We start from the raw sequence: 25,230 nt of genomic DNA, 5'->3' as shown, positions 1-25,230 counted from the left end.
GGTTAGTCCTGGTCCAGTTCCTCGGCGCGCAACGCCTTTCGGTCCAGCTTGCCGATCATCGTCTTGGGCAGACTGTCACGAATCACGACGTCGACTACCCTTTCGTGCTTGCCCAGTTGCGGGTTGAGCCAGTCTTTCAGTTCTTCGCCACTAACCGCACCGTCCGTTTCCAGAGCGACATAGGCCTTGGGGCTTTCGCCGCGATAATCGTCCGGCACCCCGATCACCAGCGCTTCCTTGACCGCTTCATGCTTGTAGAGCACTTCCTCGACCTGGCTCGGAAAGACCTTGAAACCGCCGACCGCGATCATGTCCTTCAACCGGTCGACGATCTTGATATAGCCATCCGCGTCAATCGTCGCGACATCGCCGGTACGCAGGAAACCGTCGACAAAGACGTTCTCGTCCTCGTCGGGCAGGTTCCAGTAGCCCTGCATGACCTGCGGGCCGGAGAAGATCAATTCCCCCGGCTCGCCGTCGGGAGCCGGTTTTGCCGGATCGGCCTTGTCGACCAGCTTGACCAATGTGCCGGGGACCGGCTGGCCGATGGTACCGGGCTTGTTGAGCCCTTCATAGGGATTGGCGCTGACAACGCCGCAGCTTTCGGTCAGACCATAGCCCTCGACCAGCTTCGCTCCGGTTTTGGCCTCGAATTTGGTTTTCAGCTCCATCGGCAGCGGCGCGCCACCGGAGACACAGACCTTGAGCGAGGAAAAGTCGGTCTTGTCTATGTCGGGATGGTCAAGCAAGGCCTGGTACATGGTCGGCACGCCGGGCATGGCGGTGATCTTGGCACGGCTGATCGCCTTCAACGTCTGTTTTGCGTCAAAACGCGGCAGCATGACGATCTCCCCGCCGCGCTCGACCGTACGGTTGAGTACGGCGCTGTTGGCGAAGACATGGAAGAAAGGCAGCACGCCCATCAGCCGGTCACTTTCGTCGATGAAAGGATCGATATTGTTGATCTGCCGCGCGTTGGCGGTCAGGTTCTGGTGACTGCACATGGCGCCCTTGGGCGTGCCCGTGGTGCCGCCGGTATATTGCAGCAGGGCGATATCCTTTTCCGGACGGATATTGGGGGCCTTGTAGATGCCGTCATTGTCGATAAGCTCGGAAAAGGGGGTGATCCGGACATCGTCGGGTTGCGGGCTGCTCTCCTTGCGGCGGAACAGAGAGTAGAACAGGGCCTTGCCGGCCGGCAGCGCGCCAGCGATACTGCCAACCACCAGACGTTCCAGGCTTGACTGCTCCAGTACCTTATATGCGGTCGGGAACAGCGCGGTCGCGGATAGCGTGAACAATATCTTGGTACCGCTGTCCTCCACCTGATGATTGAGCTCTTCCACCGTGTAGAGCGGCGAGAAGTTGACGACCGTCGCGCCGATTGCCATCGCGCCGTAATAGGCGCTGACATAATGTGGCACGTTGGGCAGAAACAGGCCGATCCGGTCGCCCTTGCCGACTCCCATATCCTGCAGCCCCTTGGCTACCCGGACGACGCCGGCAGCCACTTCGCTGTAGCTGTACTTACGGCCCATGAAGTCGAGCAGGTTGGCATCGCCGCGACGGCCGGCAGACCGGAAGAACATTCCGGGCATCGACAGCGGCGCATAAAATTGATCCCAGGGCGTGGGATGATTATAATGGGTTTTCCAGATCGGAGGCTGGTCAGGATAAATATCAGTCATTGACATTCATGTAAGTGATGCCGGCTGAACTGACAATGAAAATTGCCGGGCTAAATGGCTCCCTTTCCGGCCGATCAGAGTGTAGGGGAAAAAGCCCATGAGCGAATCCCCTCCCCAGCCCGCCGCCAGATCATCACTGGTTTTCGTTTTTCTCGTCGTGCTCATCGATATGCTGGGGTTCGGCATCATCATGCCGGTCCTCCCGAAACTGATTACCAGCATCACCGGGGACACGTTGTCGGATGCGGCCGTCTATGCCGGCTGGCTCGCCTTTGCCTATGCCGCCATGCAATTTGTCTTCGGTCCGATCATCGGCAATCTCTCCGACCGCTTTGGCAGACGTCCGGTGCTGCTCGGTGCGCTCGGAGGCTATGCCATTGCCTATATGCTGATGGGATTTGCTTCCTCGCTGTTATGGCTGTTTGCCGCGCGGATCATTGCCGGGATCATGGGCGCCAGCTTCAGCACCGCTTATGCCTATATCGCCGACATCTCCCCTCCCGACAAACGGGCCCAGAATTTCGGCCTGATCGGCGCGGCCTTCGGACTGGGCTTCATCATCGGACCGGCGGTTGGCGGCATATTGGGAGAATATGGCACGCGCCTGCCTTTTTTCGGGGCCAGCGTGCTCGCCGCGCTCAACCTGCTGTTCGGCTTCTTTCTGCTCAAGGAAAGCCTGCCAGCGGAAAAGCGGAGGCCCTTCAGACTCGCCCGTGCCAATGCGCTGGTCGCGCTAAAAGGCCTTGGCGGCCAGAACAGGATTGTCCTGTGGTATGCGTCGGCCCTGACCATCTGGATGACCTCCCATGTCGTTTATCCGATCATATTTGCTTTCTATGCGATCGAAGCCTTTGGCTGGAGCGAGTGGACCGTGGGCATGGCTCTGGCCTGTATCGGCGTCGGCGCCGCCATCGTCCAGGGTCTGCTGATCCGCGTCCTGATCCCGCGGATCGGCGAACGCAATGCGGTCATTCTCGCCACCATATCCATGGCCGCCAGTTCGATATTCTACGTCGTGGCCGGTCCTGACCAGGGCTGGCTGATTTTCATCGCGATACCGGTCGGCTCTCTGCAGGGGCTGTTCCAGCCGTCGATCAACGGGCTGATGAGCAACGCCGTGTCCGACGAGACGCAGGGCGAATTACAAGGCGCGGTCGCCAGTCTGCAAAGCACCGCCTCGGTGATCGGTCCGCCGCTGTTCGCCGGTGTGTTTGCCGCTTTCACCGTGGCCGGATCGATCTACTATCTGCCCGGAGCGCCCTTCGGACTGGCCGGGATTGTTTCCCTCGTTGCGCTGGGCGTCTTCCTGCGTGGCTATGCGCTGCACTGCACCAGCGACGAGGTCGAACCACCAATCGATGCCAAGTCGATCACCGGCTAGGCCGCGCTGTACCAGGCGGTGCCGTCCTTCATGTCCAGGCGGGCGCGACCGGTATATTCGAGGTGCCGGAGCGTCGCCATTGCCTCGCCGCTGGCCATGCCGATGACGTCCGGGGTGATCGGGCGGCGGAACAGATAGGGGAAGCTGTCGACCACGCGCTTGGGGCTTTCGCGCAGGCCCTGTTCGAGATCGTCCAGCGCTTCATTATGCCGTTCGGCCAGCGCGTCGAGCCGCTGGTGCGCGCCGAGAAACGGCCGGCCATGGGCGGGCAGAATGAGCAATTCATTGTCCAGTTCCGCGCGGAACCGGTCGATGCTGGCCAGCCATTCGCCCAGCGGATCGCTGGTCGGTTCGCTGAGCATGGTCGAGATGTTGGAAGTGATCCGTGGCAATATCTGGTCACCGGAGATCATCACCTTGGCCGTGTCGTCGATCAGGCAGGCATGTTCGGGCGTGTGGCCGTTGCCGATCATCACTCGCCATTCATGGTCGCCGGTTTTCAGTCTTGTGCCCTCTTCCATGCGGATATGGCCGATCGGCAGGTCGGAAACGGCGCGGGCGAAACGGCCCCAGCCCTTTTTGGCGAAATCGTCGATCAGATGCTGTTCCCAGCCGCAGAAGCGCCATTCTTCCAGCGCTTCCTGCGGCACGCCGTCGCGCTTGTCAGCGAGCAGCATGCGGGTCAGCAGCCATTCGGTGCGGTTCATGTGCAGGGGCGCCTTGAACCGGTTGGCGAGCCAGCCGGCGCAGCCGACATGATCGGGATGATAATGGGTAACGATGATCTTGGTGGCGCTCTGCCCGTGCAGCGCACCTTCTTCGAACAGATGCTTCCAGGCGTCGATCACCTGCGGCATGAACAGGCCGGTATCGGCGATTGCAAAGCCGGCGCTGCCGTCTTCATGACGGTCGGCGAGCACCCAGTTGTTGATATGGCCGAGCGGACCGGGCACCGGTGTGCGAGTCCAGCCGATGCCGGGCATCAGTTCGAAATATTCACCATATTTCGGTTCAAAGTCGCCGAGCGGATAGGTCAGGCCGTCCGATTCAATGGGGTCAAAGCCGTGATCGGCGAGCATCGCATCATAGGCAGGCGGTTTCCGGGGTGCATCCATGCGCCGGTCATAGACCCATGGCGCGGCCGAGCGCAAGGCGATTTAACCGGATAGTTAAACCCTGTTTTTGATAGGCGGAACGGCATCCGTTCCCGTCGTATAAACGGGAAAAGCCGGCGCTGCGCACCGGCTTTCCTGATATTCCGCTTATGAGACCGGCGCGAACGCGAGGTCTGGCGCTCAGCGGTCCTTGAACAGCGTTTCTGCGGTATGTTCGACCGGTGCCGCTTCTTCCTCGCCTTCACCCGCCAGCGCGGCTTCCGCGTCACGAGCCGCCTGTGCGCGTTCCTCGCGCAGTTCGGCAATCAGCGCTTCCTTGTCGCCACCCAGCTTGGTATCATCGGCCACATCCGGTTCGATGCCAGCCTTTTTCGCCGCCTTGGCGACCACGGCATCCAGCTCGCGCTGCGAACAGAGACCGAGAGTGACGGGATCTTTGGGCGAGATATTGGCGATATTCCAGTGCTCGCGATCGCGGATGGCGCTGATCGTGGTCCGGGTGGTGCCGATCAGCTTGCCGACCTGCGCATCGGAAATCTCCGGATGGTTGCGGAGCAGCCAGGCGATCCCGTCGGGCTTGTCCTGGCGCTTGGAAACCGGCGTGTAGCGTGGCCCCTTGGTGCGGCGCACCTGCTCCGGGCCTTTCTGGATGACCATGCGGTAGTCCGGATCTTTTTCCGCTTTCTCGATTTCCTCATGGGTCAATTCATGCGCCTGCACCGGATCGCGGCCGGTATATTTGGAACTGGCAAGATCATCCGCCATCGCGTTGACTTCGAGGATATGGATTCCGCAGAATTCGGCGATCTGGTCAAAGCTGAGCGCCGTATTGTCCACAAGCCAGCTGGCGGTTGCATGCGGCATAAGAGGAGTTGCTTGTTCGGCCATGATGGCATCCTTCTGATAACTGGTGCTTTTGCACCAGCGGCAATATAAAATAAAGGGCCGCCCCCTTGCGGAGACGGCCTGTTGGCGACCTATGTAGTTTATCTGGAGGGAGTCGGCAAGATATTTGGCTAGACCCGCGCAAATATCGCCTTTGCGAGCATCCTGCGCGACATGTGACAATCCAGACGCGGGTCCTGTATGACCAGACCGCTTACAAACTGGCTGGCGCTCGCCTCCCAGCTGAATTGCGCGCCGAGAGCTATACAGTCGGCGGGGTCGAGGGCCAGCGCGCGGGCTATCGCCACGTCGAGGTCATCATTCATGACGCCGCTTTCCGCCGTCAGGATATCAACCGGTCCGGTTACCGGAAACGCCGCCACCGGCGTGCCGCAGGCCAGCGCCTCGATGATCACCAGACCGAATGTGTCGGTCTTGCTGGGAAAAACAAAAACATCGGCTCCTGCATAATAGCCGGCCAGCTCCTGCCCCGTTTTCCTGCCGGCAAAATGCACAGCGGGATAGCGCGCGCGCAACCCTTCCAGCGCCGGACCATCACCGACCACAACTTTCGTTCCCGGCTGACTGCTGTCGAGAAACGCCTCGATGTTCTTCTCGATCGCCACTCGCCCGACATAGAGCTGTATCGGCCGCGGAAGTTGTTCATATTCCGCGGGATGAGGCGCGGCGGGATGGAAATTGTCCAGATCGACACCGCGACTCCAGTGATGGCTGTGCGGCAGTTTCTCGCGCTTCAACTGATCACGGACGCTTTGGGTCGAAACCATGATCGCTTCCGCCCCCCGGTGAAACCAGCGGATATAGGGCCAGAAGAAACGCGGTGACAATTGTGTGCGTCGTGCGAGATATTCCGGGAACTGTGTATGATAGGCAGTTGTAAAAGGCTGGTTTTTACGTTTACACCAGCGGCGGGCCTGAATGCACAAGGGACCTTCGGTGGCCAGATGGACAGCATCTGCTCCAAATGCCTCTATGCGTTTGCCGATGGTCCCCGCACGGGCAAAGGCAAGACGGATTTCCGGATAGCTCGGCGCAGCAACGGACCGGTACTGATCGGGCGAAATCACCAAAATTTCATGTCCCCTCTCGCGCAACAGCGCGATTACCGTATCGAGGGTCCGTACCACGCCATTGACTTGCGGATGCCATGCATCGGTTACCAGCGCGATCCTCACGCTGCCTGATCCATGCCGTCGACCGATACCAGTCTGGCCGGCTTTTCCCCGCGTGCCTTGCGGGCCTTCATTTCTTCGGCCCAGTGGAGAATCTGCATAGTGCCGTCGTCACATTCGACCAGTGCCGTGCAACCTTCAACCCAGTCGCCGTCGTTATAATATTCAACACCCTTGATCACGCGATGCTCCGCGGTGTGGATATGGCCGCAGACGACACCGTCGACGCCACGGCTTTCCGCAGCCTTGGCCACGGTTTCTTCATAACGGCCGATAAATTCGACCGCATTTTTGACCCGGTGCTTGGCCATTTTCGAAAGCGACCAATATGGCAGGTCCAGCCAGTTGCGGACCTTGTTAACCAGCCAGTTGACCCGCATCAGGGACACATAGGCGGCGTCCCCGATCACGGCGAGCCAGCGATGCGCGAGCATCACCGTATCAAATTCGTCACCGTGCAGGACCAGCAGGCGACGACCATCGGCGGTTTCATGGATAGCCGACCGCCGGATTTCGACGCCGCCGAAGTTCAGGCCGGTAAACTGGCGAAACATCTCGTCATGATTGCCGGGAATATAGACGATGCGGGTGCCGCGCCGTGCCCGCTTCAAGATACGCCAGATGATATCATTATGCCCGTCCGGCCAGAAAAACTTTTTCTTCAGCCGCCAGCCGTCGATAATGTCCCCGACGAGATAGAGCGTATCGCTATCCACATGGTCGAGAAAATCGATCAGCAGGTCGGCGTTGCAGCCGCGGGTGCCGAGATGGATATCGGATATCCAGATCGTCCGGTAGCGCGTACGATCACTGGGCGACACGCGTGGCTTGCGCTTGAGCCGCGCCTCGTAGCGATCGGCGTCGAGCAGCGGAACATCGGTTTTGCTGAACGGGGGGAAATATTTGGCCATAAAAACTCCCATGGAGAGGATTTCCATGGCCCGGCCACTAGCAGCCGTTTATTACAGCAAAGTCCCGAATTTATGAAGCTTTGGTGACGAAAGACCCGGATGTTCGAAGGCAGTTACGGCTGGTTGTGCAGGCACGAAACAGCCTTCTCCCCGGTTCATGATCACGCCGGCAGACCGGAAGATGATCGTCAGGGATCAAGGCGCTCGCTATTCGACCTTCAGCACGATCTTGCCGATATGGTCACCCGCTTCCATATGAGCGTGCGCCCTGGCGGCTTCGGCGAGCGGGAAACATTCATCCATGACCGGCTTCAACTTGCCCGCCGCGACATCCGGCCAGACATAGCGATAGATTTCATCGGCCATCAGCGCCTTGCGCTCTGCCGACTGTGGTCGCAGCGTCGACCCCGTGAGGGTCAGGCGGTTCATCATCACCTGGGCCATGTTGATCGTGGCCTGCACCCCGCCCTGCACCGCGATGGTCACGTGACGACCATCCTGTTTCAGGCATTTCAGATTGCGCGCGACATAGTCGCCGGCAACCATGTCCAGAACGATTTCGACGCCCTGGCCGTCGGTGATCTTCTTGATTTCCTCGACAAAGTCCTGGCTCTTGTAGTTGATCGCATGGTCGGCGCCGATCTGCTTGGCGGCGGTGCATTTCTGATCGCTGCCGCAGGTGACGATGACCTTGAGGCCGAACAGCTTGCCGAGCTTGATCGCCATCGTGCCGATGCCGCTGGTACCACCATGAACCAGCACGGTTTCATCTTCCCGGGCGAAACCGCGGTTGAACAGATTGCCCCAGACAGTGAACAGCGTCTCAGGCAACGCGGCCGCTTCTTCCATGGTCAGGCTGTCCGGCACGTCGAGACATTGCCCGACCGGCGCGACGCAATATTCGGCATAGCCGCCGCCATTGGTCAGCGCACAAATCTTACGGCCGATCCATTCCGGCTCGACATTTTCGCCGAGACCGACAACGGTTCCGGACACTTCCAGACCGGGTAGTGGCGATGCGCCGGGCGGGGCCGGATAGAGCCCCATGCGCTGGACAACATCGGGACGGTTGACGCCGGCGGCAGCCACCCGGATCAGCACCTCGTCCGGCTTCGGCTGCGGCATATCCACGGTCACCGCCTTCAGGACTTCCGGTCCGCCGGCTTCGCTGATCGCGACAGCGGTCATCTCTTTTTGCAACAGTTCAGATACAGGCATTGAATGTCCCCCAGGAAATTTGCGAGCTCCCTAATTTCCGGCCCTTATTGACAGCAAAGCGCGGCCGGTCAACATTGCGATGCAGGAGGCACGTCGATTCATGGATGATGATGACAATTTACCGCGCAACGCCAATGATCCGGTGGCCTTGCTGATCAAACAGGATCTCGACCCATTATCTGTAAACGAGCTGGAACAACGGATTTCCCTGTTGAAATCGGAAATAAGCCGTTGCGAAGCGAAGAAAAAATTCGCCGTGAGCCATCGCGCTAGCGCAGAAAATCTGTTCAAAAGCTGATAAAGGCTGGCTTTCGCTAAAGCATTTGTTAACCTTGTTTAATAATAGTCGGGTTCAGACGTTCCATTTTGGACCGTAAAGGAGAAGAGAGACGAATAACTGGCAGCTTTGGCCGGATGGTTGCAGATCTCAAGCCCGGTGCCCTTGACCTTTGGGGCGTGGCTCACGATCTAGAGTGCAAGCAATTGGTTAAAGCCCGGAACCGGATGAACGACACCAGTTTCGGCAAACGGGACGCTGTAGCCGTCCCACATTTGGAGTAAAATACATGCCATCCTTCGCAGAATCGCTCGAGAAAACCCTGCATCAGGCGTTGAAAAACGCCGCTGATCGCAATCATGAATATGCGACTCTCGAGCATCTCCTTCTCGCACTTGTTGACGATGGCGATGCTTCGCAGGTGATGAACGCCTGCGGCGTTGATCTGGGCGAACTCGAGGACGCGGTCATTCTGTATCTCGACAGCGAACTGGATTCGCTGAAGGTCGAGAAAGCGATCGACCCCTCCCCCACATCGGGATTCCAGCGTGTCGTCCAGCGGGCGATCCTGCATGTCCAGTCTTCCGGCAAGGATGAAGTCACCGGCGCCAATGTGCTGGTCGCGCTCTTTTCGGAACGGGAAAGCTATGCCGTCTATTTCCTGCAGCAGCAGGACATGAGCCGCCTCGATGCGGTCAGCTTCATCAGCCATGGAGTCGGCAAGGGCGGCAATCCTCCCGAACCGGCCGAATTGTCCGGCATCGAGGGCGAAGAGGACAAGAAAGACAAGAACAAGAAAGAGACGGCGCTCGACCAGTTCACCGTCAATCTGAACGCCAAGGCCGAAGAAGGCCGGATCGATCCGCTGATCGGACGGCAGGCGGAAGTCGACCGCACGGTACAGATTCTGTGCCGGCGTTCGAAGAATAACCCGCTTTATGTCGGTGAGCCCGGTGTCGGCAAGACGGCGATCGCCGAAGGTCTGGCGCTGCGGATCGTCGAAGGCAATGTTCCAGATGTATTGCTTCCGGCCGTCATCTATTCGCTCGACATGGGTTCGCTGCTTGCCGGAACCCGCTATCGCGGTGATTTCGAAGAGCGGCTGAAACAGGTTGTTGCCGAACTCGAGAAAATGCCCGACGCGATCCTGTTCATCGACGAGATTCACACGGTGATCGGTGCCGGCGCGACCAGCGGCGGGGCAATGGATGCGTCCAACCTGCTGAAACCGGCGCTGTCCGGTGGCGTCATCCGCTGCATCGGATCGACCACCTACAAGGAATTCCGCAACCATTTCGAAAAGGACCGCGCCTTGCTGCGGCGTTTCCAGAAAATCGACATCAACGAGCCGTCGGTCGAGGATACGATCAAGATCCTTGCCGGTCTGCGCGGGGCCTTTGAAGAGCATCACAAGGTTCGCTACGCGCCGGACGCGCTGAAATCGGCGGTGGAACTGTCCACTCGCTATATCAACGACCGCAAGCTGCCGGACAAGGCCATCGACGTAATCGACGAGGTCGGCGCCATGCAGATGCTGTTGCCGCCTTCGCGTCGCAAGAAAATGATCACCACCAAGGATATCGAGGCCGTGATCGCTAACATGGCGCGTATCCCGCCCAAATCGGTGTCGAAGGACGACAAGCAGACGCTCGAAAATCTCGAGCGCAATCTCAAGCGCGTGGTCTTTGGCCAGGACGAAGCGATCGGCAAACTGTCCAGTGCCATCAAACTGTCCCGCGCGGGTCTGCGCGAACCGGACAAGCCCATTGGCAACTATCTGTTCAGTGGCCCGACCGGCGTCGGCAAGACCGAAGTCGCGCGGCAATTGTCCTCGATCATGGGCATTCCGCTGAAGCGTTTCGACATGTCGGAATATATGGAGCGGCACAGCGTTTCCCGCCTGATCGGCGCGCCTCCGGGCTATGTCGGTTATGATCAGGGTGGCCTGCTGACCGATGCCATCGACCAGAACCCGCATTGCGTGTTGCTGCTCGACGAAATCGAGAAGGCCCATCCCGACCTGTTCAACATCTTGCTGCAGGTGATGGATAACGGCAAGCTGACCGATCACCATGGCAAGACGGTGGACTTCCGTAATGTCGTGCTGATCATGACGACCAATGCCGGCGCATCCGACATGGCGAAGGAAGGCATCGGTTTCGGCAATATGTCCAAGGAAGATGCCGGTGAAGAAGCGGTGAAGAAAATGTTCACCCCCGAATTCCGCAACCGTCTCGATGCAATCGTGCCCTTCGCCTATCTGCCGCCGGAAGTGGTCTCCCGGGTTGTCGAGAAATTCATCCTCGAGCTCGAACTGCAACTGGCCGACCAGAATGTTCACATCACACTGGACGAGGACGCCCAGGCATGGCTCACCGAACGGGGTTACGACAAGCTTTACGGTGCCCGTCCGATGGGCCGCCTGATCCAGGAAAAGATCAAGCAACCGCTCGCGGAAGAATTGCTGTTCGGCAAGCTCAAGAACGGCGGCGAGGTCAAGGTGCATCTGAAGGACAATGAACTGACCTTCGAGATCACATCGGCAGCGCCCAAGACGAAGAAAAAGAAGAAGCCTGCGAAAAACAAGGCTCCCAGCGAAACGGAATAGCGGCCCGGCCGCGGTTTAGGTTCCGGCAAAATCGAAAAACGGCGTGTCTGGTTACACGCCGTTTTTTTATGCCTGGTGCACAGTGAAACCATCGGACGAAACGCCGGTCGATCCAACACCGCATTGACACATACCAACCAGTTGGTATGTTCTCGCCATGAACGCGAGTCGATCCCCTTCCCCCGGACGCATCACAGCAAGGACAAAGCTGATCGATGCCGCGCATGATCTAGTCCGTCGCCAGGGCTATGCAGCTACGACAGTCGACCAGATTTGCGCCGCCGCCGGCGTGACCAAGGGCGCCTTTTTTCACCATTTCCCTTCCAAGGAAGATCTGGGTGTCGCTGCCGCAGCGCAATGGACGGCGCGCGCGGCTCCGCTGTTCGAACTCCCGCCCTATACCAGGCTTGAGGACCCGCTCGAACGCCTGCTCGGCCATATCGACATGCGGATGGCGATGATCGACGGTCCTGCGGAAGGCTTTACCTGTTTTGTCGGCACGATGGCGCAGGAGACTTTTGCGAGCAACGAGGCGCTCCGCGAGGCCAGCAGCGAAAGCATCGCCGCCTATTGCGAGGCACTGGCGGTCGATGTCCAGGCGGCGATAGACCGCCACGGAATTCGCGACAATATCACTGCGGAAAGCGTGGCCTGGCACGTTCAGACCGTTTTGCAGGGCGCCTTTGTGATCGCGAAGGCTTCGGGAGATCCGGAAAAAGCGCGCGAAAGCGTTCGTCATTTGCGCAGATATATCGAGGCAATTTTCAACATATCGAGCTGAGCAAGGAGGAGAGGATAATGACCGGCAAGATTTCAATGTGCATCTGGTACGACCACGCTGCCCGCGAAGCCGCCGAATTTTACGCGGAGACTTTTCCAGACAGCCGGGTCGATGCGGTGCATCTCGCTCCCGCCGATTTTCCCGGCGGCAAGCAAGGCGACGAGCTGACCGTTGAATTTACCGTGCTGGGGGTTTCCTGCCTCGGGTTGAACGGTGGCCCGGCCTTTCCGCACACCGAAGCCTTTTCCTTTCAGGTCCATACCGCCACGCAGGACGAGACCGACCGCTACTGGAACGCGATCGTGGGCAACGGTGGCAGCGAGAGCCAATGCGGCTGGTGCAAGGATAAATGGGGCATCAACTGGCAGATTACGCCCCGCGCGCTGACCGACGCGATGGCGCAGGGCGGAGACATTGCCAAGCGCGCCTTTGAAGCGATGATGCCGATGCAGAAAATCGACATTGCCACAATCGAGGCGGCGATAGGCTGAGAGATTGCAACCGGAGGATCGAACATGTCTGATGAAAACCCGAAAGAGAGCGCCGAAACGCTCGAACTATCCGTAACGCGCCTGATCGCCGCGCCTCCCGAAAAAGTCTGGTCCGTGATGACCCGGCGGACGGCCGAATGGTGGTGTCCGAAGCCGTGGACAACCGAGATTATCGAGCAGGACTGGCGCGCCGGCGGCCGTTCCTGTACAATCATGCACGGCCCCGGTGGCGAGCGTCACGAGGGTGAAGGCATTTTTCTCGAGGTAGTCGACGGCAAGCGTTTTGCCTTTACCGATGCGGTCACAGCCGACTTGAAACCGCAAAACCCGTTCATGATCGGTATTTTCGAGATCGCACCGGAAGCTGGCGGCACCCGTTATACCGCGAGCGCCCGCCACTGGACCGCAGAGGCAAAAAAACAGCACGAGGACATGGGCTTTGCCGACGGCTGGAAAGCGGTGGCAGACCAGTTGGCCGACATTTGCGAGAGCCAGGATTAAAAGACGGAAGAGAGGAAAATGAGCTATATTGACGGATTTGTGATCGCGGTGCCCACCGCCGACAAGCAGAAATTTATCGATCATGCCAACATGGCGGACAGCATGTTCACAGACATGGGGGCGACCAGAGTGGTCGAATGCTGGGGCGATGACATCTCGGAAGGCAAGACCACCGATTTCCGCAAGGCGGTGAAAGCGACCGACGATGAAAGCATCGTCTTTTCCTGGATCGAATGGCCCGACAAGGCAACCCGTGACGCCGGCATGGAAAAACTGGAAGCGATGATGGAAGATCCGGACAACGCCGATCCAAGGATGGATCCGGTGCAGAACCCGATGCCCTTCGACGGCAAAAGGATGATCTTCGGCGGCTTTCAGCCCGTCGTCACGCTCGGCAAATGAGGAGCAGGACCCATGGCCAACAAACATGGTGATTTCATCTGGTATGAATTGCTGACCAGCGACGCCGACGCCGCACAGGATTTCTATGGGGCGTTGCTGGGCTGGGACTTCGCCGATAGCGGCCAGGCCGGCATGGACTATCGGGAATTTTCGATGAAAAGCGAAGGAATTGGCGGCCTGCTACCGCTGACGCCGGAAATGACGGCCAATGGCGCGCAGCCCTGCTGGCTCGGCTATGTCACTGTCGAGGACGTCGACCGTATGGCAGACGCGATATCCTCTGCGGGCGGCAGCGTCCATGTGCAGCCGCAGGACATTCCCGGTGTCGGACGGTTCGCAATGGTCGCAGATCAGCAAGGCGCGATATTCTATGTGATGACGCCGAGCCCGCCGACCGAGAAACCCGATGCAACCAGCCTCGCCTTTGCGGCGACCGAGCCGATGATCGGCCATTGCGCCTGGAACGAGCTCGCCACCAGCGACACGCCCGCCGCGCTCAACTTCTATCACGATCTGTTCGGCTGGGAGAAGGAAGGAGAGATGGATATGGGTCCGATGGGCACGTATAATTTTCTTCGCCATGATTTCATGATCGGCGCGATGATGGACAAGCCGGACGCAATGCCGGTTTCCGCGTGGACCTATTATTTCCGGGTGGCTGACATTGATGAAGCGGTAAAAACCATTATCGCCAAGGGCGGCCAGATCAGGCTTGAACCGACGGAAATTCCGGGCGGCGAGTTCCAGCTCAATGCGGTCGATCCGCAGGGTGCAGCCTTCGCATTGATCGGCGCGCGAAAGTAGACAGTTCGCGATACCGTCTTCACATCTAGAAACCCTCCTGACATGATGCTGTCAGGAGGGTTATGATATTCGATGCTTGTTCAATCAAAAAGGAGGAGCAAGCTGATGACCGGGACAAGAGACAGGCTGGTGTGGGTGGAAATTCCCGCAACCGACCTCAACCGCGCCAAAGACTTTTATGAAACCGTACTCGAGACATCCCTGGTCGAGGCCAATGACGGACCGCAAAAAATGCTCATGATCCCGAGCAAGGGAGACACGCTGTGCGGGCACATCTACCAGGGAAAGCCTGCAACATCCGGCGATGGATCTACCCCGCATTTCTCCACCGGAGGTGAACTTGCCGATGCAATGGAGCGGATCAAGGCCGGTGGTGGTGAAGTGGTTTCCGAACCCATTCCCCTGCCTGCCGCAGCCTTTTTCTATGCCAAAGACACCGAAGGCAATTCAATAGCCATATTCAAATATAACGACTGATGCGCAGAGCCGACCGCCTGTTCCAGATTGTCCAGTATCTGCGCGGTGGCCGGCTCGTGACAGCCGCCAACCTGGCCGAGCGCCTCGAAGTTTCCGAGCGTACAATATATCGCGACATTGCCGATCTCCAGTCCACCGGCGTGCCGATCGATGGCGAAGCCGGCATCGGCTATATCATGCGCAGCGGTTTCGACCTGCCGCCGCTGATGTTCACGCGAGACGAGATCGTCGCGCTGGTCACCGGCGCACGGATGGTCAAGGCGTGGGGCGGCACGGCGATGATGGCGGCAGCGGAGGAGGCGCTGGTCAAGATCGAGGCGGTTTTGCCGGAAGCGGAGCGCAGCCGGGTCGGAGACACGAAGATATTCTCGCCAAGCATCGGACTGGCCGGGCAGTCCCGGGAGTTGATCGATCGCTGCGAGCACGCGATCGAAGGCCGGGAAACAGTGGCTCTGGTATATTGCGACGAGAATGGCGCCTTCACCAGGCGGACCGTCCAGCCGCTGGGGCTGTGGTTCTGGGGCAAGGTCTGGACGCTCGTGGGATGGTGCGAATTGCGCGATGATTTCCGCACGTTCCGGCTCGACCGTATGTCTAGTCTCACGCCGACCGGCGAAATTTACAGGTCGACGCCGGAACGCTCGCTTGACGAATTTTCAAGGCAGCACAAAGAGAAATACGAACAAGATCTAGCAGAGACAAGCTGCGACAAGAACCGAGGAGACAATTGATATGACGCTGAAATTCTACACCAATCCGATGTCGCGCGGCCAGATCGCCCGCTGGGCGCTGCATGAAGCGGGGGCAGAATATGAACAGGTGCTGCTCGAATATGGCACTTCAATGAAGGCGGAGGACTATCTCGCGATCAATCCGATGGGCAAGGTTCCGGCAATAGCGCACAACGGCAAGGTGGTGACCGAAGGCCCGGCGATCTGCGCCTATCTTGCAGCAGCTTTCCCGGAAGCGGGCCTCGCGCCGGAAAGCGACGAGCAGGCCGACTATTTCCGCTGGCTCTTCTTTACCGCCGGCCCTGTTGAAGCAGCGATCACCAACCGGACGTTGGGCTTTGACGTGCCACCGGACAAGGAAATGACGGCCGGTTACGGCAATTATGACCATGTGGTCGACGTGCTCGATGCAAAATTTCAAACCGATCCCTATGTTTGCGGCCCTCGCTTCACCATGGCCGACGTCTATGTCGGCGCGCAGGTCATCTGGGGGACGCAATTTGGCACCCTGCCCACCCGGGACAGTTTCCTTGCCTATGCCGAGCGGCTGACAAGCCGCGACGCCTATAATGCGGCGAAGGCCATCGATGACACTCTGATTGCCGACAACGGCTGATCACCCGGTCAAAAGCAAGAAAAAAGGCCAGAGGGGCGTTCCCCTCTGGCCTTTTTTCAAACCGCTTGACGGCGCTTCAATCACCGGGAACCGGCTGCTCGTAATCGAGAGCGGGTTGTTCGAGAACTGGTAACTCGTCAGCTGGCTGCTCGACTGCCGGCTGTTCACTAGCCAACTGATCAACGGGGGCTGTGGGGTCCCCATATTGCACCCGCCAAGCGTGCAAAGCGCGTTTATATTCTTCAAACGCAAGATAGAAATCGGTAAACGGTTGTTCCAGCTCGGGCAAGGCCGCTGCTGCAAACTGATTGAGGTCGGCCGACTTGGTGACAATTGCGCGCTGGCTGACCTGCACGGCCTGATCGCAGAAGGGCCGGCGCAGCGGCGAGAAGGACCAGTAATTATAGAGCTGTGTCTGATGGCGGTCATGCTCGGTCTTGTAGCCGCTGCCGATGTCACGCTGGAACTTCCGGATGATCGCATTATTGGCGTTGCGCAAGGAAGCGCTGTTGTTCTTGATGAACGCGTTATAATCGTCCACCAGACGTTCGTAGAGCGGGCCGGTGCAGCTCAGCGCAGCGACATTCAATGCCGCACGCACATGCCACAGGGTCTCGAGCGGCCCCAGATCACGATTGATCGTCTCGCGCAAGCCGTCGGCCCTTAGCGCGGGCACGATCGCCAGATGGCTCGCCCCGAACGGCGGAGTCGGCGCGCGCGGCGTATATTGCGGCTGGACAACCGGAGCGGGCGGTGGCGGTGGTGGTGGCGGCGGCGTTTGACAGGCGGCGAGCAGAGCCAGTCCGCCAGCTACCAAAATAAGACGCAGATCCTTCAAACGCGGCATCATGATTTTCTCCCAGAACAACTGCCATTTCCTTATGATTCACGATGATGAATGTCCAGCATTTGCGCGCAAATCTCGACGAAGCGCCAAAAGAAAAAGCCCGACAGTTTCCTGCCGGGCTTTTCGGTGATTTCACATGTTGGCAGTTGGCTTGCGGCCTATTCCTGGCTGCCCATGAAGGTAAGCAGGAACTGGAACATGTTGATGAAGTCCAGATAGAGACTGAGCGCGCTCAGAACCACGGTCTTGCCGACCATGTCGGTTCCCGCGACATAGGCATACATGCTCTTGATCCGCTGCGTGTCGTAAGCGGTCAGACCGGCAAACACCAGAACCCCGATCGCGCTGATGACGAAGTGCATCATCGTCGACTGGAGGAAGATGTTGATGACCATTGCGACCAGCAAGCCGATCACACCCATGATCAGGAAGCTGCCCATGCCGGACAGGTCCTTCTTGGTCGTGTAGCCGTAGAGGCTCAGTCCGAGGAAGGCCGCCGCCGTGGCAAAGAAGGTCTGGGCGATGGACGCGCCGGTATAGACCAGGAAGATGGTCGACATCGAGAGGCCCATGAGCGTCGCAAATCCCCAGAACATCGCCTGCAGCGTGGTTGTGGAAAATTTATTCTGGCCAAAGCTCATCGCAAAGACGATCGCCAGTGGCGATAGAATGATCAGCCATTTCAGCGGTCCGCCACCGAACATGATATCCTGTGCAAGACCGGAGCTGGCGAACAGCATCGCGACGATGCCGGTCAGCAACACGCCGCTGGCCATGTAATTATAAACTTTGAGCATGTAGCTGCGCAGGCCTTCATCAAACGCGACCTGCGTCTGGGGTGCAGCGCCCGCAGGGGCCTGCCCGAAGGTTGTTCTTGGATCTTGCCAAGCCATAATTGCATACTCCTCAAATAAGCGAGCCGACAAACCGGCTCTATTGGTTTCAATATCGGGTAATAGCGTATTTATTTCAAGGGAAACCGCCCTGGCTTGCCAAAAATTTCCCGCCAGATTTGATAGATGGCATCTATTGCGCCAGAGAATTATCGAATAAAATATTCAGCGCGAAGCAGTTGCCGCAATCCATCGGGCCGATAGTCGGCGGTCGACTGCCGGCCGCTTTTCCTCTCAACCGGCTTCCAGCCATTTGCGGATATTCCGGGCCGCCTCGCTTACCTCTGCCCAGGTCTGCTCGAAATCCCTGGCCGCGCCATAATAGGGATCGGCAACATCCTCGCCCGCCCGGCCCGCGACATGATCGAAGAGCAGCGAGAGTTGCGAAACCGCCATGGCCGGTCGCAACGCTTTGAGATCGCGCAAGTTCTGATTGTCCAGGGCGATGATATGATCAAAATCACGAAAATCCGATGCTTTCACCTGCCGCGCCCGCAAATGGCCAATGTCCACGCCATTTTGCGCCGCCACCGCCTGCGCGCGCTCGTCCGGGGGCTGTCCGGCATGCCAGTCGCCGGTGCCGGCTGAATCGACGATGATATTCAGCGTTGAATCCATACATTCCTGACGCAGGGCTGCCTCGGCCAGCGGCGAGCGGCAAATATTGCCAAGACAGACAAACAGGATCGATGGGTTCATAAAACTACTCTACAACAAACACCCCAGCAGGCGGACTAGCGCCCGCCGACAAATACACCGCAGGCCAGCCGGCCACCGCTGTCACCGGACGGATCGGTCTTCAGATCATCCGGTCCCTCGTGGACAATGAAGGCCGCACCGTCGGCATCGAGCAGGGGATTGTCACCGTCACTCAGAGAAGCGCCGGAAATCGTCGCTTCCAGTGCGCCAGTGCCGTCTGCGCCTATGTCCAGATTGAAAAAATCGCCCGCATGCGCGCCTTGCGGATTGTCGAATCCATGCTGTTTGTCGGACGGATTCCAGTGACCACCGGCAGATTTGAAATCGGGTCCCTCGCATTTTCCTGTCTGGTGGATATGCACGCCGTGGGGCCCCGGAGACATGCCCCTGGCGGTGATATTGACCAGCAGGCCATTGTCACCCTGGGCCACAATCACTTCGCCATAGGCCGTGCCGTCCGCTCCAGCCAGAGCCGCCCGTGCGACATTGCCGCTGACTTCGCCCGGGGACACGCCTTCCTGGCTGCATCCGGCAGCCGCGAGCGACAACAGGACCATGGCCGATAAACCGATATGTAGCTGACCCACAAAGCTTCTCCTTGATTTCCCTTATATTGATTGCATGATAGCAGCCGATCCACTCGCTTGGAACCATTTGTTCCAGTCCGGCCCTCTCCGCATCGCACAGGAGCCCGATTGCCGCCCATGCACTACCTGATCGCCCTCGGTTCGAACCAGCGCCACCGGCGATTCGGCGCGCCGCGCGCCGTTGTCGCGACGGCATTGCAGCGGATGGATGCCGGACGCCTGACGGTCTGTGCCACATCGACCATCATTGCCTCCCGCCCGGTCGGCCCGTCCCAGCGCAGCTATGCCAATGCCGCAGCGATCATCGAAACCGACGCGCCGCCGCCTGCCCTGCTGACATTGTTCAAGCGGATCGAGGCGCAATTCGGCCCGCGCCGCGGCCAGGCCTGGTCCCGCAGGGTTCTCGATCTTGACATAATATTGTGGAGCGACGGCGCCTTTGCCGGTGACCGCCCTGCCCTCACCATTCCCCATCCGATGATGCGCGAACGCCGCTTCGTCCTCGGGCCGGCGGCAGAAATCGCGGGCGATTGGCGCGACCCGCTGACCGGCTTGACCATCGCCCAACTCGCCGCGCGCAACCGCCGACCCAAAAAACGTCCGGAAAAAGCGCCAAAGCCGCTTGACCATGAAAGAAAGCGCCACTAGGGAAGCGCTTCCCGAAGGCACAGTGCAGCGCACAGCCTGTCATGGGGGCCCTTAGCTCAGTCGGTAGAGCAACTGACTTTTAATCAGTAGGTCGCTGGTTCGAACCCAGCAGGGCTCACCATAATACGTTGAAAATAAACGATTTTCTGACAGAATGATATTCGAAGTTGCAATATTTGCAACTTGGGTAGCATTTTGGGTAGCAAATGGAAGAAATTCCAATATTCAAAGAACTGATGATGGACCAGTTCTTTCAAAGGTAGGGAATACAACAGCGTTGATTGCTAAACCAACGAACCATCCAACCCAAAACAGTGATACAAAACAGTGATAAATGTTAAAACGATTTCTGGTAGCGGTGCCTGCTACCATTTCTCGTCGCGAGTAAACTCGACTGCGGTCGCGTCAAGATCTTTCGCCAATTGATTGAACTCACGATATGCTCCAAGGCGCTCTAGACCATCAAGTCGCTGATCGCCGGAAAGGCGGTCCATGCGGGTTCGAATTAGCGCCGCCACAATTTTCAATGTTGCTTGATCTGGCTTGGTCATAGTTGCGTTGTATCACGATTCAAATTGCGATGCGAACAAGAGCTTTAGGTGTTCAGCGAAACAACACCAGAGGGCAGACGAATAAGATGTGTCATGGTAATCTTTTTTTCTGACAAAAATAAACACTGATTGAACAATCCTGACTAAAGATGATCGCGTTATCCTGAGCAGTCGATGCTGGGGGGGGGGGGGGGGGGATCGGAGGTTCGAATCCTCTCGTCCCGGCCAGTTTTCAGCCATTTTTTCAAAATGCTGAATTCTTATATCACCGCTGTAAGTGCAATGTAAGTGCGGATATTCTCTTTTTGTTCTCATCGCACCCTATGGATTTCACGCTCATTCTAGAACATGGTCAAAAAGATCAACCAAATAGGTTCAATTGAAAACAATTTCAATTGAGCGATCTTGGCATGACAAATCAGGCTTTCCTATACTATTTTCAGAAAGTGGCAGTCGCACGTCAGGCTTGAACGACCTGCTGGTCGATCACACCACATGGGGATGAGCCGTCAATTCCGCGCCCTTCCATGCGATTAGGGTCACCAAAAGACAGGAACGGCGTTGTGGCTAGGCCCTTGTCGCGGATCACCTCGATCGCACGAACCTCTGAAATACAGCTTGATCCGACTTCTGCATAGTTTGAATTGGAAACGGTAAGGGCAACTGCTACGACAATGCCTCGGCGGAGACATTCTTCAAAACGATCAAGGCGGAGCTGATCTGGCGGCAAAGCTGGCCAACACGCCGTCAGGCTGAGGCTGCCATCTTCCAATACATCAACGGGTTCTACAACACCCGAAGGCGCCACTCATATCTGGGCGGCATAAGCCCCTTGGCTTTCGAAGCTAAGGTGGCATAATGAAAGACAAGCGACCGGAACCAAACCGTTACAAGTCCAGTTGGGCGTGCCCAGCCCCGAGCACCGATATGACTCACGCCATTTTGTATGGAGAGGCGTTTCGTTTGTCGGAATTTTCAGGCCTGCTAGCAAGTTGGCCTTAAGTTCTTCCGGGAAGTTTTCGGCAAGGAATTCGCGTACTTCTGTCCGAAACGCGTCGTCGTCCGCGTGGGTGTTCTCTTTCAGCTGGGTCGCCATCATGGTCTCCATCTGAGGATCAGGGTTGCTTCTCCATCGATTGGGCGAGGATTGCGAGACCTATCTCGATGGATCAATATTGCTGTTCGGGCACGTGAAGCACTAGGCCATCCAGCATCGGCTTCATCGGAATCTGGCACGCGAGGCGGCTGTATTCTGTAGTGCCTTCGGCGAACTGCAGCAGCTCGGCTTCCATCCCGTCTTCGTGCAGCCGACCGACCTTGTCGATCCATTCGGGGTCGACATGGACGTGACAGGTCGCGCAGGCGCAAACGCCTCCGCAATCGCCGTCGATACCCGGCACGTCGTTGAACAATGCCGCTTCGCGCGCGGTTTCGCCTTTGTCGATCTCGACTTCCCGGCGCTCTCCGCCGCTCGCGACGAACGTTACCTTTACCATTTCTATCTCCGCAATATTTGGTTCGGACAATCAGCGGGCATGCAAACGCACCGGCAGATTGGTGATTCCCCGCACCAGATTTGAATACAGGCGCTCAGGCTCGCCTGTCACTTCGACCCTTGAGAAACGCTTGTGAATCTCTTCCCAGATGATACGCAGTTGCAGTTCGGCGAGGCGGTTGCCCATGCAGCGATGAATTCCATAGCCAAAAGAGAGGTGATGGCGCGGATTTTTGCGGTCGATAATGAATTCGTCCGCTCGGTCGATGACGCTGCCGTCGCGGTTGCCGGAGAGATACCACATCACGACCTTGTCGCCCTTTTTAATCTGTTTGCCGCCGATCTCCCAATCCTGGAGCGCAGTGCGGCGCATATGGGTCAGCGGCGTCTGCCACCGGATGATTTCCGGCACCATGCTGCCAATGAGCGAAGGGTCGTCCGACAGCCTGCGATATTGATCGGGGTTCTCATTAAGAGCCAGCACGCCTCCGCTGATCGAATTGCGGGTCGTGTCGTTGCCGCCCACGATGAGCAGCAGAAGGTTACCCAGAAATTCCAGGAAGGGCATGTCCCTTGTCGCCGGGGAGTGCGCCATAATGGAGATCAGGTCGTTCTTTGGCTCCTCATTGATGCGCTGTTCCCACAGTCCCTTGAAATACATTGCGCACTCGATGAGCTCTTCGCGCCTCGCCTCGTAGGATTCGACGATGCCAGTTTCCGGCGCAGCCGTTGTGATGTCCGACCAGCGGGTGAGCTTGCGCCGTTCTTCCCAGGGAAAGTCGAACAGCGTCGCGAGCGTCATAGTGGTCAATTCGATCGAAACCTTGTCGACCCAGTCAATCTCCTCACCGACCGGCAGGTCGTCGAGAATCTTGGCGGCACGTTGGCGAATGATCGGTTCCAGCAGCTGCAAGTTGGACGGCGCGACCGAGGGCGTCACAGCCTTTCGCTGCTGATCGTGCTTGGGTGGATCCATGGCAATGAACATTTCCAGGTCAAGCGCACCCTCAACCGAATGCATGTCCTGAATCGCGATACCGCCAAGCTTCGCCTCGGACGAGAACACCTTGTGGTTGGTATCGACCGCCATGATGTCGTCGAACTTGGTGATCGACCAATAAGGGCCGACATAGCTGTCGCGGCAGTAATGAACCGGATCTTCCTTGCGCAGCCGGTCAAAGAACAATCCGATGGTATCGTTCTGGAACAGGCTTGGCCGGGCAACGTCGATCTCTTCAATCGGAATCGCGGCGATCTTGTCTGCAGTATCCATTTCCATGATCTGGGTATTCATATCCTGTCTTCCTCTCCCGCAAGCAATCCTGCCCTAATCTTACAAAAATAATGGTCTAGCCGATTTTTGTCAAGAAAGCTTATAATATTTTCTACTTTTTACCCCGCCCTATCGTTTCAAGGCCATTGACAGCGGGCATTGAACGCTTTTAAATGTTATACGACTTTAGCCAAGGGGCAACGATGCAGCCGCAGGTCGAAACAGTGAAGAAAACCAAGCGCGCCTTATCGCTCGCCCAGAACATCGTGCGCGACATCGAGGCGGGGGCGCATTCTCCTGGGGACCGGCTGCCGCACGAGGACGAGATGCTGGCGCGCTACGAGGTTGCCCGTGCGACCTTGCGCGAAGCCTTGCGCTTCCTGGAACTCCAGGGCGTGATCCACCTGCAACTGGGGCGCGGAGGCGGGCCGGTGGTGGCACGCCCGCAGACTGGTGATTTCGCCAATAGCCTGTCGCTGATCCTGCATTTCATGGAAGCGGACCTGCGCGGATTGCTGGAACTGCGCGAGGCGATTGCGCCCGATGTCGCTGCCTATGCCGCGCTGCGCGCGACCACGGGCGACCTGAGTGCACTTGCCGATTGCTTCAAAGAACTGGAGCGCAATGAAGCCGACAATAATTTCGAGGAACTGAACCGCCGTTTTCACGACCTGCTTGGCTGGGCAAGCGGCAATCCGCTCTTTGGCTTGCTAACCTCGACGATGCATTTGCTGACCCGCGAATTCTCGAACTCGCTGGGGTATTCGGCACAAGAGCGAGCGGTCCAACTACGATTTTTGCGCCGCGTTCTCGAATCGGTGCGCACTGGCGACCAGGCAGCTGCACGGCAGGCGATGAGCCGCCTCGTCTCGGGCTCGGCATCCTATCTTGCGGAACGCAGCCCGGAACTGGTGTCCCAACGGGTCAAATGGGGGCAAATTTAGCAGTTGTAACCAATTGAAGCGTGCCAAAAGGCATCCATGCGGAGAGGAAGAGAAAATGGCACTGAGAAGCCGAATTTGTGAAATGCTGGGAATCGAATATCCGATCCTGCTGGCCGGCATGGGCGGTGCAAGCGTTCCGGCGCTGGCCGCGGCAGTATCGAATGCGGGCGGGTTGGGCGTGCTGGGTGCGGCGGCGTGTTCGCCTGAACAGCTGCGCGACTGGATTCGTCAGACCCGCGAGCTGACCGACAAGCCCTTCGGCGTCGATACGCTGCTGCCCGCCTCGGTCACGCGCGGATCCGCACCGCAGAGCGGTGGCGCACCCGAAAATCCGATGGAACTGCTGGGCGAATACCAGCAGTTCACCCGCGATTTCATGGACCGCGAAGGCCTTCCTCAAGTTGATACTGAGGCGGCCATGCGGGCGGCTGGCGCCGCCGAAATGGGGAAAGGCGGGCCTCAGCTCTTCTCGAAGGAGTTCTTTGAAGCGCAGATGGAAGTGGTGATCGAGGAAAAAGTGTCCGTCTATGCTGCGGGTCTTGGCAGTCCCGAACCGTGGATGGACCGCCTGCATGCCAATGGCACCAAGGTCATGGCGGTGATCGGCAAGGTTAAACATGCCGAGCAAGTGGTCGGTTCGGGCATCGACATGATTGTGGCGCAGGGTCACGATGGTGGCGGTCACAATTCGCCGATCGGCACCATCTCGCTCATCCCGCAAGTGGTCGATGCGGTAGGCGATCGCGTTCCCGTCATCGGTGCCGGCGGCATTTCGGATGGCCGCGGCGTTGCTGCCGCGATGATGCTTGGCGCCGAGGGCGCATGGATCGGAACGGCGTTCCTCGCGACCGAGGAAGCGGGTATCGAACACTTCCAGAAAGAAGCGATCACCGAAAGCGGCGAGGACGACACGGTGGTCAGCCGATCGCTTACCGGCAAGCCTGCGCGCATGATTCGCAACAGATGGGCCGATGCATGGGCTGCAGCCGACAAAGAGCCCCTCCCCATGCCGTACCAATCGATGATTTCCGGGCCGGTAATGGCCTCCGGCATCAAGGCGGAGCGAAAAGACGTTATTCCCGGTTTCGCAGGTCAGGGGATCGGACTGATCGACGCGATCCGTCCCGCCTCCGAGGTCATGCAGGATCTCGTCACGGGGGCCGAAGAGGCGCTTTCATCCGCCAAGTCCTACTCGTGAACCGCAACGGAGGTAT

At 58.3% G+C, this 25,230-nt stretch carries 28 protein-coding genes, 1 tRNA gene and 1 pseudogene; 16 read left to right on the top strand and 14 right to left on the bottom strand.

The window, feature by feature from the left end; genetic code table 11:
* Positions 1 to 2: 2 nt before the first annotated feature.
* On the bottom strand, positions 3 to 1,688 hold the full coding sequence (locus tag SPHFLASMR4Y_RS02260) for a long-chain-fatty-acid--CoA ligase (protein ID WP_089134623.1): 1,686 nt from the start codon (positions 1,686 to 1,688) through the stop codon (positions 3 to 5).
* A gap of 97 nt (positions 1,689 to 1,785) precedes the next feature.
* Between SPHFLASMR4Y_RS02260 and SPHFLASMR4Y_RS02255 the strand changes: the two genes are divergently transcribed.
* A complete protein-coding gene (locus tag SPHFLASMR4Y_RS02255) occupies positions 1,786 to 3,069 on the top strand; it encodes a TCR/Tet family MFS transporter (protein WP_089132111.1) in 1,284 nt (427 codons plus the stop codon).
* Here SPHFLASMR4Y_RS02255 and SPHFLASMR4Y_RS02250 read toward each other — a convergent pair.
* The 5 genes from SPHFLASMR4Y_RS02250 to SPHFLASMR4Y_RS02230 form a co-directional block, all read right to left on the bottom strand.
* Positions 3,066 to 4,184: an MBL fold metallo-hydrolase gene (locus tag SPHFLASMR4Y_RS02250; protein WP_145955440.1), complete on the bottom strand. Its 1,119-nt coding sequence runs from the start codon at positions 4,182 to 4,184 to the stop codon at positions 3,066 to 3,068. The genes SPHFLASMR4Y_RS02255 and SPHFLASMR4Y_RS02250 overlap by 4 nt on opposite strands.
* A gap of 180 nt (positions 4,185 to 4,364) precedes the next feature.
* On the bottom strand, positions 4,365 to 5,048 hold the full coding sequence (locus SPHFLASMR4Y_RS02245) for a DUF1013 domain-containing protein (protein WP_089134622.1): 684 nt from the start codon (positions 5,046 to 5,048) through the stop codon (positions 4,365 to 4,367).
* A 152-nt stretch (positions 5,049 to 5,200) separates the two neighbouring features.
* Positions 5,201 to 6,265, bottom strand: coding sequence for a glycosyltransferase family 4 protein (locus tag SPHFLASMR4Y_RS02240; protein ID WP_089132109.1), 1,065 nt, complete (start codon positions 6,263 to 6,265; stop codon positions 5,201 to 5,203).
* Positions 6,262 to 7,173 (bottom strand): UDP-2,3-diacylglucosamine diphosphatase, encoded by a 912-nt coding sequence (locus tag SPHFLASMR4Y_RS02235; protein ID WP_089132108.1) that lies wholly within the window; start codon positions 7,171 to 7,173, stop codon positions 6,262 to 6,264. The genes SPHFLASMR4Y_RS02240 and SPHFLASMR4Y_RS02235 overlap by 4 nt, the downstream gene beginning before the upstream one ends.
* 207 nt (positions 7,174 to 7,380) lie before the next feature.
* Positions 7,381 to 8,391, bottom strand: coding sequence for an NAD(P)H-quinone oxidoreductase (locus SPHFLASMR4Y_RS02230; RefSeq protein ID WP_089132107.1), 1,011 nt, complete (start codon positions 8,389 to 8,391; stop codon positions 7,381 to 7,383).
* A 100-nt stretch (positions 8,392 to 8,491) separates the two neighbouring features.
* On the opposite strand from SPHFLASMR4Y_RS02230, the gene SPHFLASMR4Y_RS02225 reads away from it, so the two are divergent.
* From SPHFLASMR4Y_RS02225 to SPHFLASMR4Y_RS02180, 10 genes are all read left to right on the top strand, one after another.
* Positions 8,492 to 8,689, top strand: a complete 198-nt coding sequence (locus tag SPHFLASMR4Y_RS02225; protein ID WP_089134621.1) for a DUF1192 domain-containing protein — start codon at positions 8,492 to 8,494, stop codon at positions 8,687 to 8,689.
* Between the two features lie 268 nt (positions 8,690 to 8,957).
* Complete coding sequence (clpA, locus tag SPHFLASMR4Y_RS02220) at positions 8,958 to 11,276, top strand: ATP-dependent Clp protease ATP-binding subunit ClpA (RefSeq protein WP_089132106.1); 2,319 nt, start codon at positions 8,958 to 8,960, stop codon at positions 11,274 to 11,276.
* Between the two features lie 157 nt (positions 11,277 to 11,433).
* Positions 11,434 to 12,057, top strand: a complete 624-nt coding sequence (locus SPHFLASMR4Y_RS02215; protein ID WP_089132105.1) for a TetR/AcrR family transcriptional regulator — start codon at positions 11,434 to 11,436, stop codon at positions 12,055 to 12,057.
* 17 nt (positions 12,058 to 12,074) lie between these two features.
* A complete protein-coding gene (locus tag SPHFLASMR4Y_RS02210) occupies positions 12,075 to 12,548 on the top strand; it encodes a VOC family protein (RefSeq protein WP_186266021.1) in 474 nt (157 codons plus the stop codon).
* A gap of 24 nt (positions 12,549 to 12,572) precedes the next feature.
* Positions 12,573 to 13,049 (top strand): SRPBCC family protein, encoded by a 477-nt coding sequence (locus SPHFLASMR4Y_RS02205; protein ID WP_089132104.1) that lies wholly within the window; start codon positions 12,573 to 12,575, stop codon positions 13,047 to 13,049.
* A gap of 18 nt (positions 13,050 to 13,067) precedes the next feature.
* Positions 13,068 to 13,451: a DUF1428 domain-containing protein gene (locus tag SPHFLASMR4Y_RS02200; RefSeq protein ID WP_089132103.1), complete on the top strand. Its 384-nt coding sequence runs from the start codon at positions 13,068 to 13,070 to the stop codon at positions 13,449 to 13,451.
* A gap of 12 nt (positions 13,452 to 13,463) precedes the next feature.
* Positions 13,464 to 14,255 (top strand): VOC family protein, encoded by a 792-nt coding sequence (locus SPHFLASMR4Y_RS02195; protein WP_089132102.1) that lies wholly within the window; start codon positions 13,464 to 13,466, stop codon positions 14,253 to 14,255.
* 105 nt (positions 14,256 to 14,360) lie between these two features.
* Entirely contained in the window at positions 14,361 to 14,732 is a 372-nt protein-coding gene (locus SPHFLASMR4Y_RS02190) for a VOC family protein (RefSeq protein WP_186266020.1), read from the top strand.
* Entirely contained in the window at positions 14,732 to 15,463 is a 732-nt protein-coding gene (locus tag SPHFLASMR4Y_RS02185; protein ID WP_089132100.1) for a helix-turn-helix transcriptional regulator, read from the top strand. Before SPHFLASMR4Y_RS02190 ends, SPHFLASMR4Y_RS02185 begins: the two co-directional genes overlap by 1 nt.
* A 1-nt stretch (position 15,464) precedes the next feature.
* The gene (locus SPHFLASMR4Y_RS02180) at positions 15,465 to 16,079 is read left to right on the top strand and encodes a glutathione S-transferase family protein (RefSeq protein ID WP_089132099.1); all 615 of its coding nucleotides are present in this window, start codon (positions 15,465 to 15,467) and stop codon (positions 16,077 to 16,079) included.
* Positions 16,080 to 16,155: 76 nt separating this feature from the next.
* Here SPHFLASMR4Y_RS02180 and SPHFLASMR4Y_RS02175 read toward each other — a convergent pair whose 3' ends face one another.
* From SPHFLASMR4Y_RS02175 to SPHFLASMR4Y_RS02160, 4 genes are all read right to left on the bottom strand, one after another.
* Positions 16,156 to 16,929, bottom strand: coding sequence for a hypothetical protein (locus SPHFLASMR4Y_RS02175; protein ID WP_145955439.1), 774 nt, complete (start codon positions 16,927 to 16,929; stop codon positions 16,156 to 16,158).
* Positions 16,930 to 17,084: 155 nt separating this feature from the next.
* Positions 17,085 to 17,819 carry a Bax inhibitor-1/YccA family protein gene (locus SPHFLASMR4Y_RS02170; RefSeq protein WP_089132097.1) on the bottom strand — a complete coding sequence of 245 codons (735 nt, stop codon included), beginning with the start codon at positions 17,817 to 17,819 and terminating at the stop codon, positions 17,085 to 17,087.
* A 234-nt stretch (positions 17,820 to 18,053) separates the two neighbouring features.
* Entirely contained in the window at positions 18,054 to 18,518 is a 465-nt protein-coding gene (locus tag SPHFLASMR4Y_RS02165; RefSeq protein ID WP_089132096.1) for a low molecular weight protein-tyrosine-phosphatase, read from the bottom strand.
* Between the two features lie 35 nt (positions 18,519 to 18,553).
* Entirely contained in the window at positions 18,554 to 19,105 is a 552-nt protein-coding gene (locus SPHFLASMR4Y_RS02160; RefSeq protein ID WP_260807037.1) for a superoxide dismutase family protein, read from the bottom strand.
* Positions 19,106 to 19,222: 117 nt separating this feature from the next.
* Between SPHFLASMR4Y_RS02160 and folK the strand changes: the two genes are divergently transcribed.
* Positions 19,223 to 19,753 carry a 2-amino-4-hydroxy-6-hydroxymethyldihydropteridine diphosphokinase gene (gene folK / locus SPHFLASMR4Y_RS02155; protein WP_089132094.1) on the top strand — a complete coding sequence of 177 codons (531 nt, stop codon included), beginning with the start codon at positions 19,223 to 19,225 and terminating at the stop codon, positions 19,751 to 19,753.
* Between the two features lie 45 nt (positions 19,754 to 19,798).
* Positions 19,799 to 19,874: transfer RNA gene (locus SPHFLASMR4Y_RS02150), tRNA-Lys, on the top strand.
* A 244-nt stretch (positions 19,875 to 20,118) separates the two neighbouring features.
* Here the strand turns inward: SPHFLASMR4Y_RS02150 and SPHFLASMR4Y_RS02145 are convergent.
* A complete protein-coding gene (locus tag SPHFLASMR4Y_RS02145) occupies positions 20,119 to 20,304 on the bottom strand; it encodes a hypothetical protein (protein ID WP_089132093.1) in 186 nt (61 codons plus the stop codon).
* Positions 20,305 to 20,953: 649 nt separating this feature from the next.
* Between SPHFLASMR4Y_RS02145 and SPHFLASMR4Y_RS02140 the strand changes: the two are divergent.
* Positions 20,954 to 21,163, top strand: a pseudogene (locus tag SPHFLASMR4Y_RS02140) (IS3 family transposase); the annotation flags it as partial.
* Here SPHFLASMR4Y_RS02140 and SPHFLASMR4Y_RS02135 read toward each other — a convergent pair.
* The 3 genes from SPHFLASMR4Y_RS02135 to SPHFLASMR4Y_RS02125 all read right to left on the bottom strand — a co-directional run bounded on the left by SPHFLASMR4Y_RS02135 (position 21,113) and on the right by SPHFLASMR4Y_RS02125 (position 23,093).
* The gene (locus SPHFLASMR4Y_RS02135) at positions 21,113 to 21,403 is read right to left on the bottom strand and encodes a hypothetical protein (protein WP_145955438.1); all 291 of its coding nucleotides are present in this window, start codon (positions 21,401 to 21,403) and stop codon (positions 21,113 to 21,115) included. The pseudogene SPHFLASMR4Y_RS02140 and the gene SPHFLASMR4Y_RS02135 sit on opposite strands and share 51 nt — an antisense overlap.
* Positions 21,404 to 21,473: 70 nt before the next feature.
* Positions 21,474 to 21,800: a 2Fe-2S iron-sulfur cluster-binding protein gene (locus tag SPHFLASMR4Y_RS02130; RefSeq protein ID WP_089134619.1), complete on the bottom strand. Its 327-nt coding sequence runs from the start codon at positions 21,798 to 21,800 to the stop codon at positions 21,474 to 21,476.
* Positions 21,801 to 21,830: 30 nt separating this feature from the next.
* Positions 21,831 to 23,093: a cytochrome P450 gene (locus tag SPHFLASMR4Y_RS02125; protein WP_089132091.1), complete on the bottom strand. Its 1,263-nt coding sequence runs from the start codon at positions 23,091 to 23,093 to the stop codon at positions 21,831 to 21,833.
* A gap of 182 nt (positions 23,094 to 23,275) precedes the next feature.
* On the opposite strand from SPHFLASMR4Y_RS02125, the gene SPHFLASMR4Y_RS02120 reads away from it, so the two are divergent.
* A complete protein-coding gene (locus SPHFLASMR4Y_RS02120; RefSeq protein ID WP_089132090.1) occupies positions 23,276 to 24,016 on the top strand; it encodes a FadR/GntR family transcriptional regulator in 741 nt (246 codons plus the stop codon).
* A gap of 55 nt (positions 24,017 to 24,071) precedes the next feature.
* A complete protein-coding gene (locus tag SPHFLASMR4Y_RS02115) occupies positions 24,072 to 25,214 on the top strand; it encodes an NAD(P)H-dependent flavin oxidoreductase (RefSeq protein WP_089132089.1) in 1,143 nt (380 codons plus the stop codon).
* The last annotated feature ends 16 nt before the right edge of the window (positions 25,215 to 25,230 follow it).

The sequence above is a fragment of the Sphingorhabdus sp. SMR4y genome, from assembly GCF_002218195.1.
Lineage (GTDB): Bacteria > Pseudomonadota > Alphaproteobacteria > Sphingomonadales > Sphingomonadaceae > Parasphingorhabdus.
Note: the sequence above shows the minus strand (reverse complement) of the source record. Positions and strands in the feature narration are given on the sequence as shown.

What these genes read in the sequence shown, in the direction of transcription:
- folK (WP_089132094.1), top strand. Translation starts at nt 19,223, where the DNA reads ATGCACTACCTGATCGCCCTCGGTTCGAACCAGCGCCACCGGCGATTC.
- SPHFLASMR4Y_RS02210 (WP_186266021.1), top strand. Translation starts at nt 12,075, where the DNA reads ATGACCGGCAAGATTTCAATGTGCATCTGGTACGACCACGCTGCCCGC.
- SPHFLASMR4Y_RS02125 (WP_089132091.1), bottom strand. Translation starts at nt 23,093, where the DNA reads ATGAATACCCAGATCATGGAAATGGATACTGCAGACAAGATCGCCGCG.
- SPHFLASMR4Y_RS02260 (WP_089134623.1), bottom strand. Translation starts at nt 1,688, where the DNA reads ATGACTGATATTTATCCTGACCAGCCTCCGATCTGGAAAACCCATTAT.
- SPHFLASMR4Y_RS02135 (WP_145955438.1), bottom strand. Translation starts at nt 21,403, where the DNA reads ATGATGGCGACCCAGCTGAAAGAGAACACCCACGCGGACGACGACGCG.
- SPHFLASMR4Y_RS02180 (WP_089132099.1), top strand. Translation starts at nt 15,465, where the DNA reads ATGACGCTGAAATTCTACACCAATCCGATGTCGCGCGGCCAGATCGCC.
- SPHFLASMR4Y_RS02165 (WP_089132096.1), bottom strand. Translation starts at nt 18,518, where the DNA reads ATGAACCCATCGATCCTGTTTGTCTGTCTTGGCAATATTTGCCGCTCG.
- SPHFLASMR4Y_RS02250 (WP_145955440.1), bottom strand. Translation starts at nt 4,184, where the DNA reads ATGGATGCACCCCGGAAACCGCCTGCCTATGATGCGATGCTCGCCGAT.
- SPHFLASMR4Y_RS02215 (WP_089132105.1), top strand. Translation starts at nt 11,434, where the DNA reads ATGAACGCGAGTCGATCCCCTTCCCCCGGACGCATCACAGCAAGGACA.
- SPHFLASMR4Y_RS02195 (WP_089132102.1), top strand. Translation starts at nt 13,464, where the DNA reads ATGGCCAACAAACATGGTGATTTCATCTGGTATGAATTGCTGACCAGC.
- SPHFLASMR4Y_RS02175 (WP_145955439.1), bottom strand. Translation starts at nt 16,929, where the DNA reads ATGATGCCGCGTTTGAAGGATCTGCGTCTTATTTTGGTAGCTGGCGGA.
- SPHFLASMR4Y_RS02185 (WP_089132100.1), top strand. Translation starts at nt 14,732, where the DNA reads ATGCGCAGAGCCGACCGCCTGTTCCAGATTGTCCAGTATCTGCGCGGT.
- SPHFLASMR4Y_RS02255 (WP_089132111.1), top strand. Translation starts at nt 1,786, where the DNA reads ATGAGCGAATCCCCTCCCCAGCCCGCCGCCAGATCATCACTGGTTTTC.
- SPHFLASMR4Y_RS02225 (WP_089134621.1), top strand. Translation starts at nt 8,492, where the DNA reads ATGGATGATGATGACAATTTACCGCGCAACGCCAATGATCCGGTGGCC.
- SPHFLASMR4Y_RS02230 (WP_089132107.1), bottom strand. Translation starts at nt 8,391, where the DNA reads ATGCCTGTATCTGAACTGTTGCAAAAAGAGATGACCGCTGTCGCGATC.
- SPHFLASMR4Y_RS02235 (WP_089132108.1), bottom strand. Translation starts at nt 7,173, where the DNA reads ATGGCCAAATATTTCCCCCCGTTCAGCAAAACCGATGTTCCGCTGCTC.
- SPHFLASMR4Y_RS02120 (WP_089132090.1), top strand. Translation starts at nt 23,276, where the DNA reads ATGCAGCCGCAGGTCGAAACAGTGAAGAAAACCAAGCGCGCCTTATCG.
- SPHFLASMR4Y_RS02170 (WP_089132097.1), bottom strand. Translation starts at nt 17,819, where the DNA reads ATGGCTTGGCAAGATCCAAGAACAACCTTCGGGCAGGCCCCTGCGGGC.
- SPHFLASMR4Y_RS02190 (WP_186266020.1), top strand. Translation starts at nt 14,361, where the DNA reads ATGACCGGGACAAGAGACAGGCTGGTGTGGGTGGAAATTCCCGCAACC.
- clpA (WP_089132106.1), top strand. Translation starts at nt 8,958, where the DNA reads ATGCCATCCTTCGCAGAATCGCTCGAGAAAACCCTGCATCAGGCGTTG.
- SPHFLASMR4Y_RS02205 (WP_089132104.1), top strand. Translation starts at nt 12,573, where the DNA reads ATGTCTGATGAAAACCCGAAAGAGAGCGCCGAAACGCTCGAACTATCC.
- SPHFLASMR4Y_RS02130 (WP_089134619.1), bottom strand. Translation starts at nt 21,800, where the DNA reads ATGGTAAAGGTAACGTTCGTCGCGAGCGGCGGAGAGCGCCGGGAAGTC.
- SPHFLASMR4Y_RS02145 (WP_089132093.1), bottom strand. Translation starts at nt 20,304, where the DNA reads ATGACCAAGCCAGATCAAGCAACATTGAAAATTGTGGCGGCGCTAATT.
- SPHFLASMR4Y_RS02200 (WP_089132103.1), top strand. Translation starts at nt 13,068, where the DNA reads ATGAGCTATATTGACGGATTTGTGATCGCGGTGCCCACCGCCGACAAG.
- SPHFLASMR4Y_RS02115 (WP_089132089.1), top strand. Translation starts at nt 24,072, where the DNA reads ATGGCACTGAGAAGCCGAATTTGTGAAATGCTGGGAATCGAATATCCG.
- SPHFLASMR4Y_RS02245 (WP_089134622.1), bottom strand. Translation starts at nt 5,048, where the DNA reads ATGCCGCATGCAACCGCCAGCTGGCTTGTGGACAATACGGCGCTCAGC.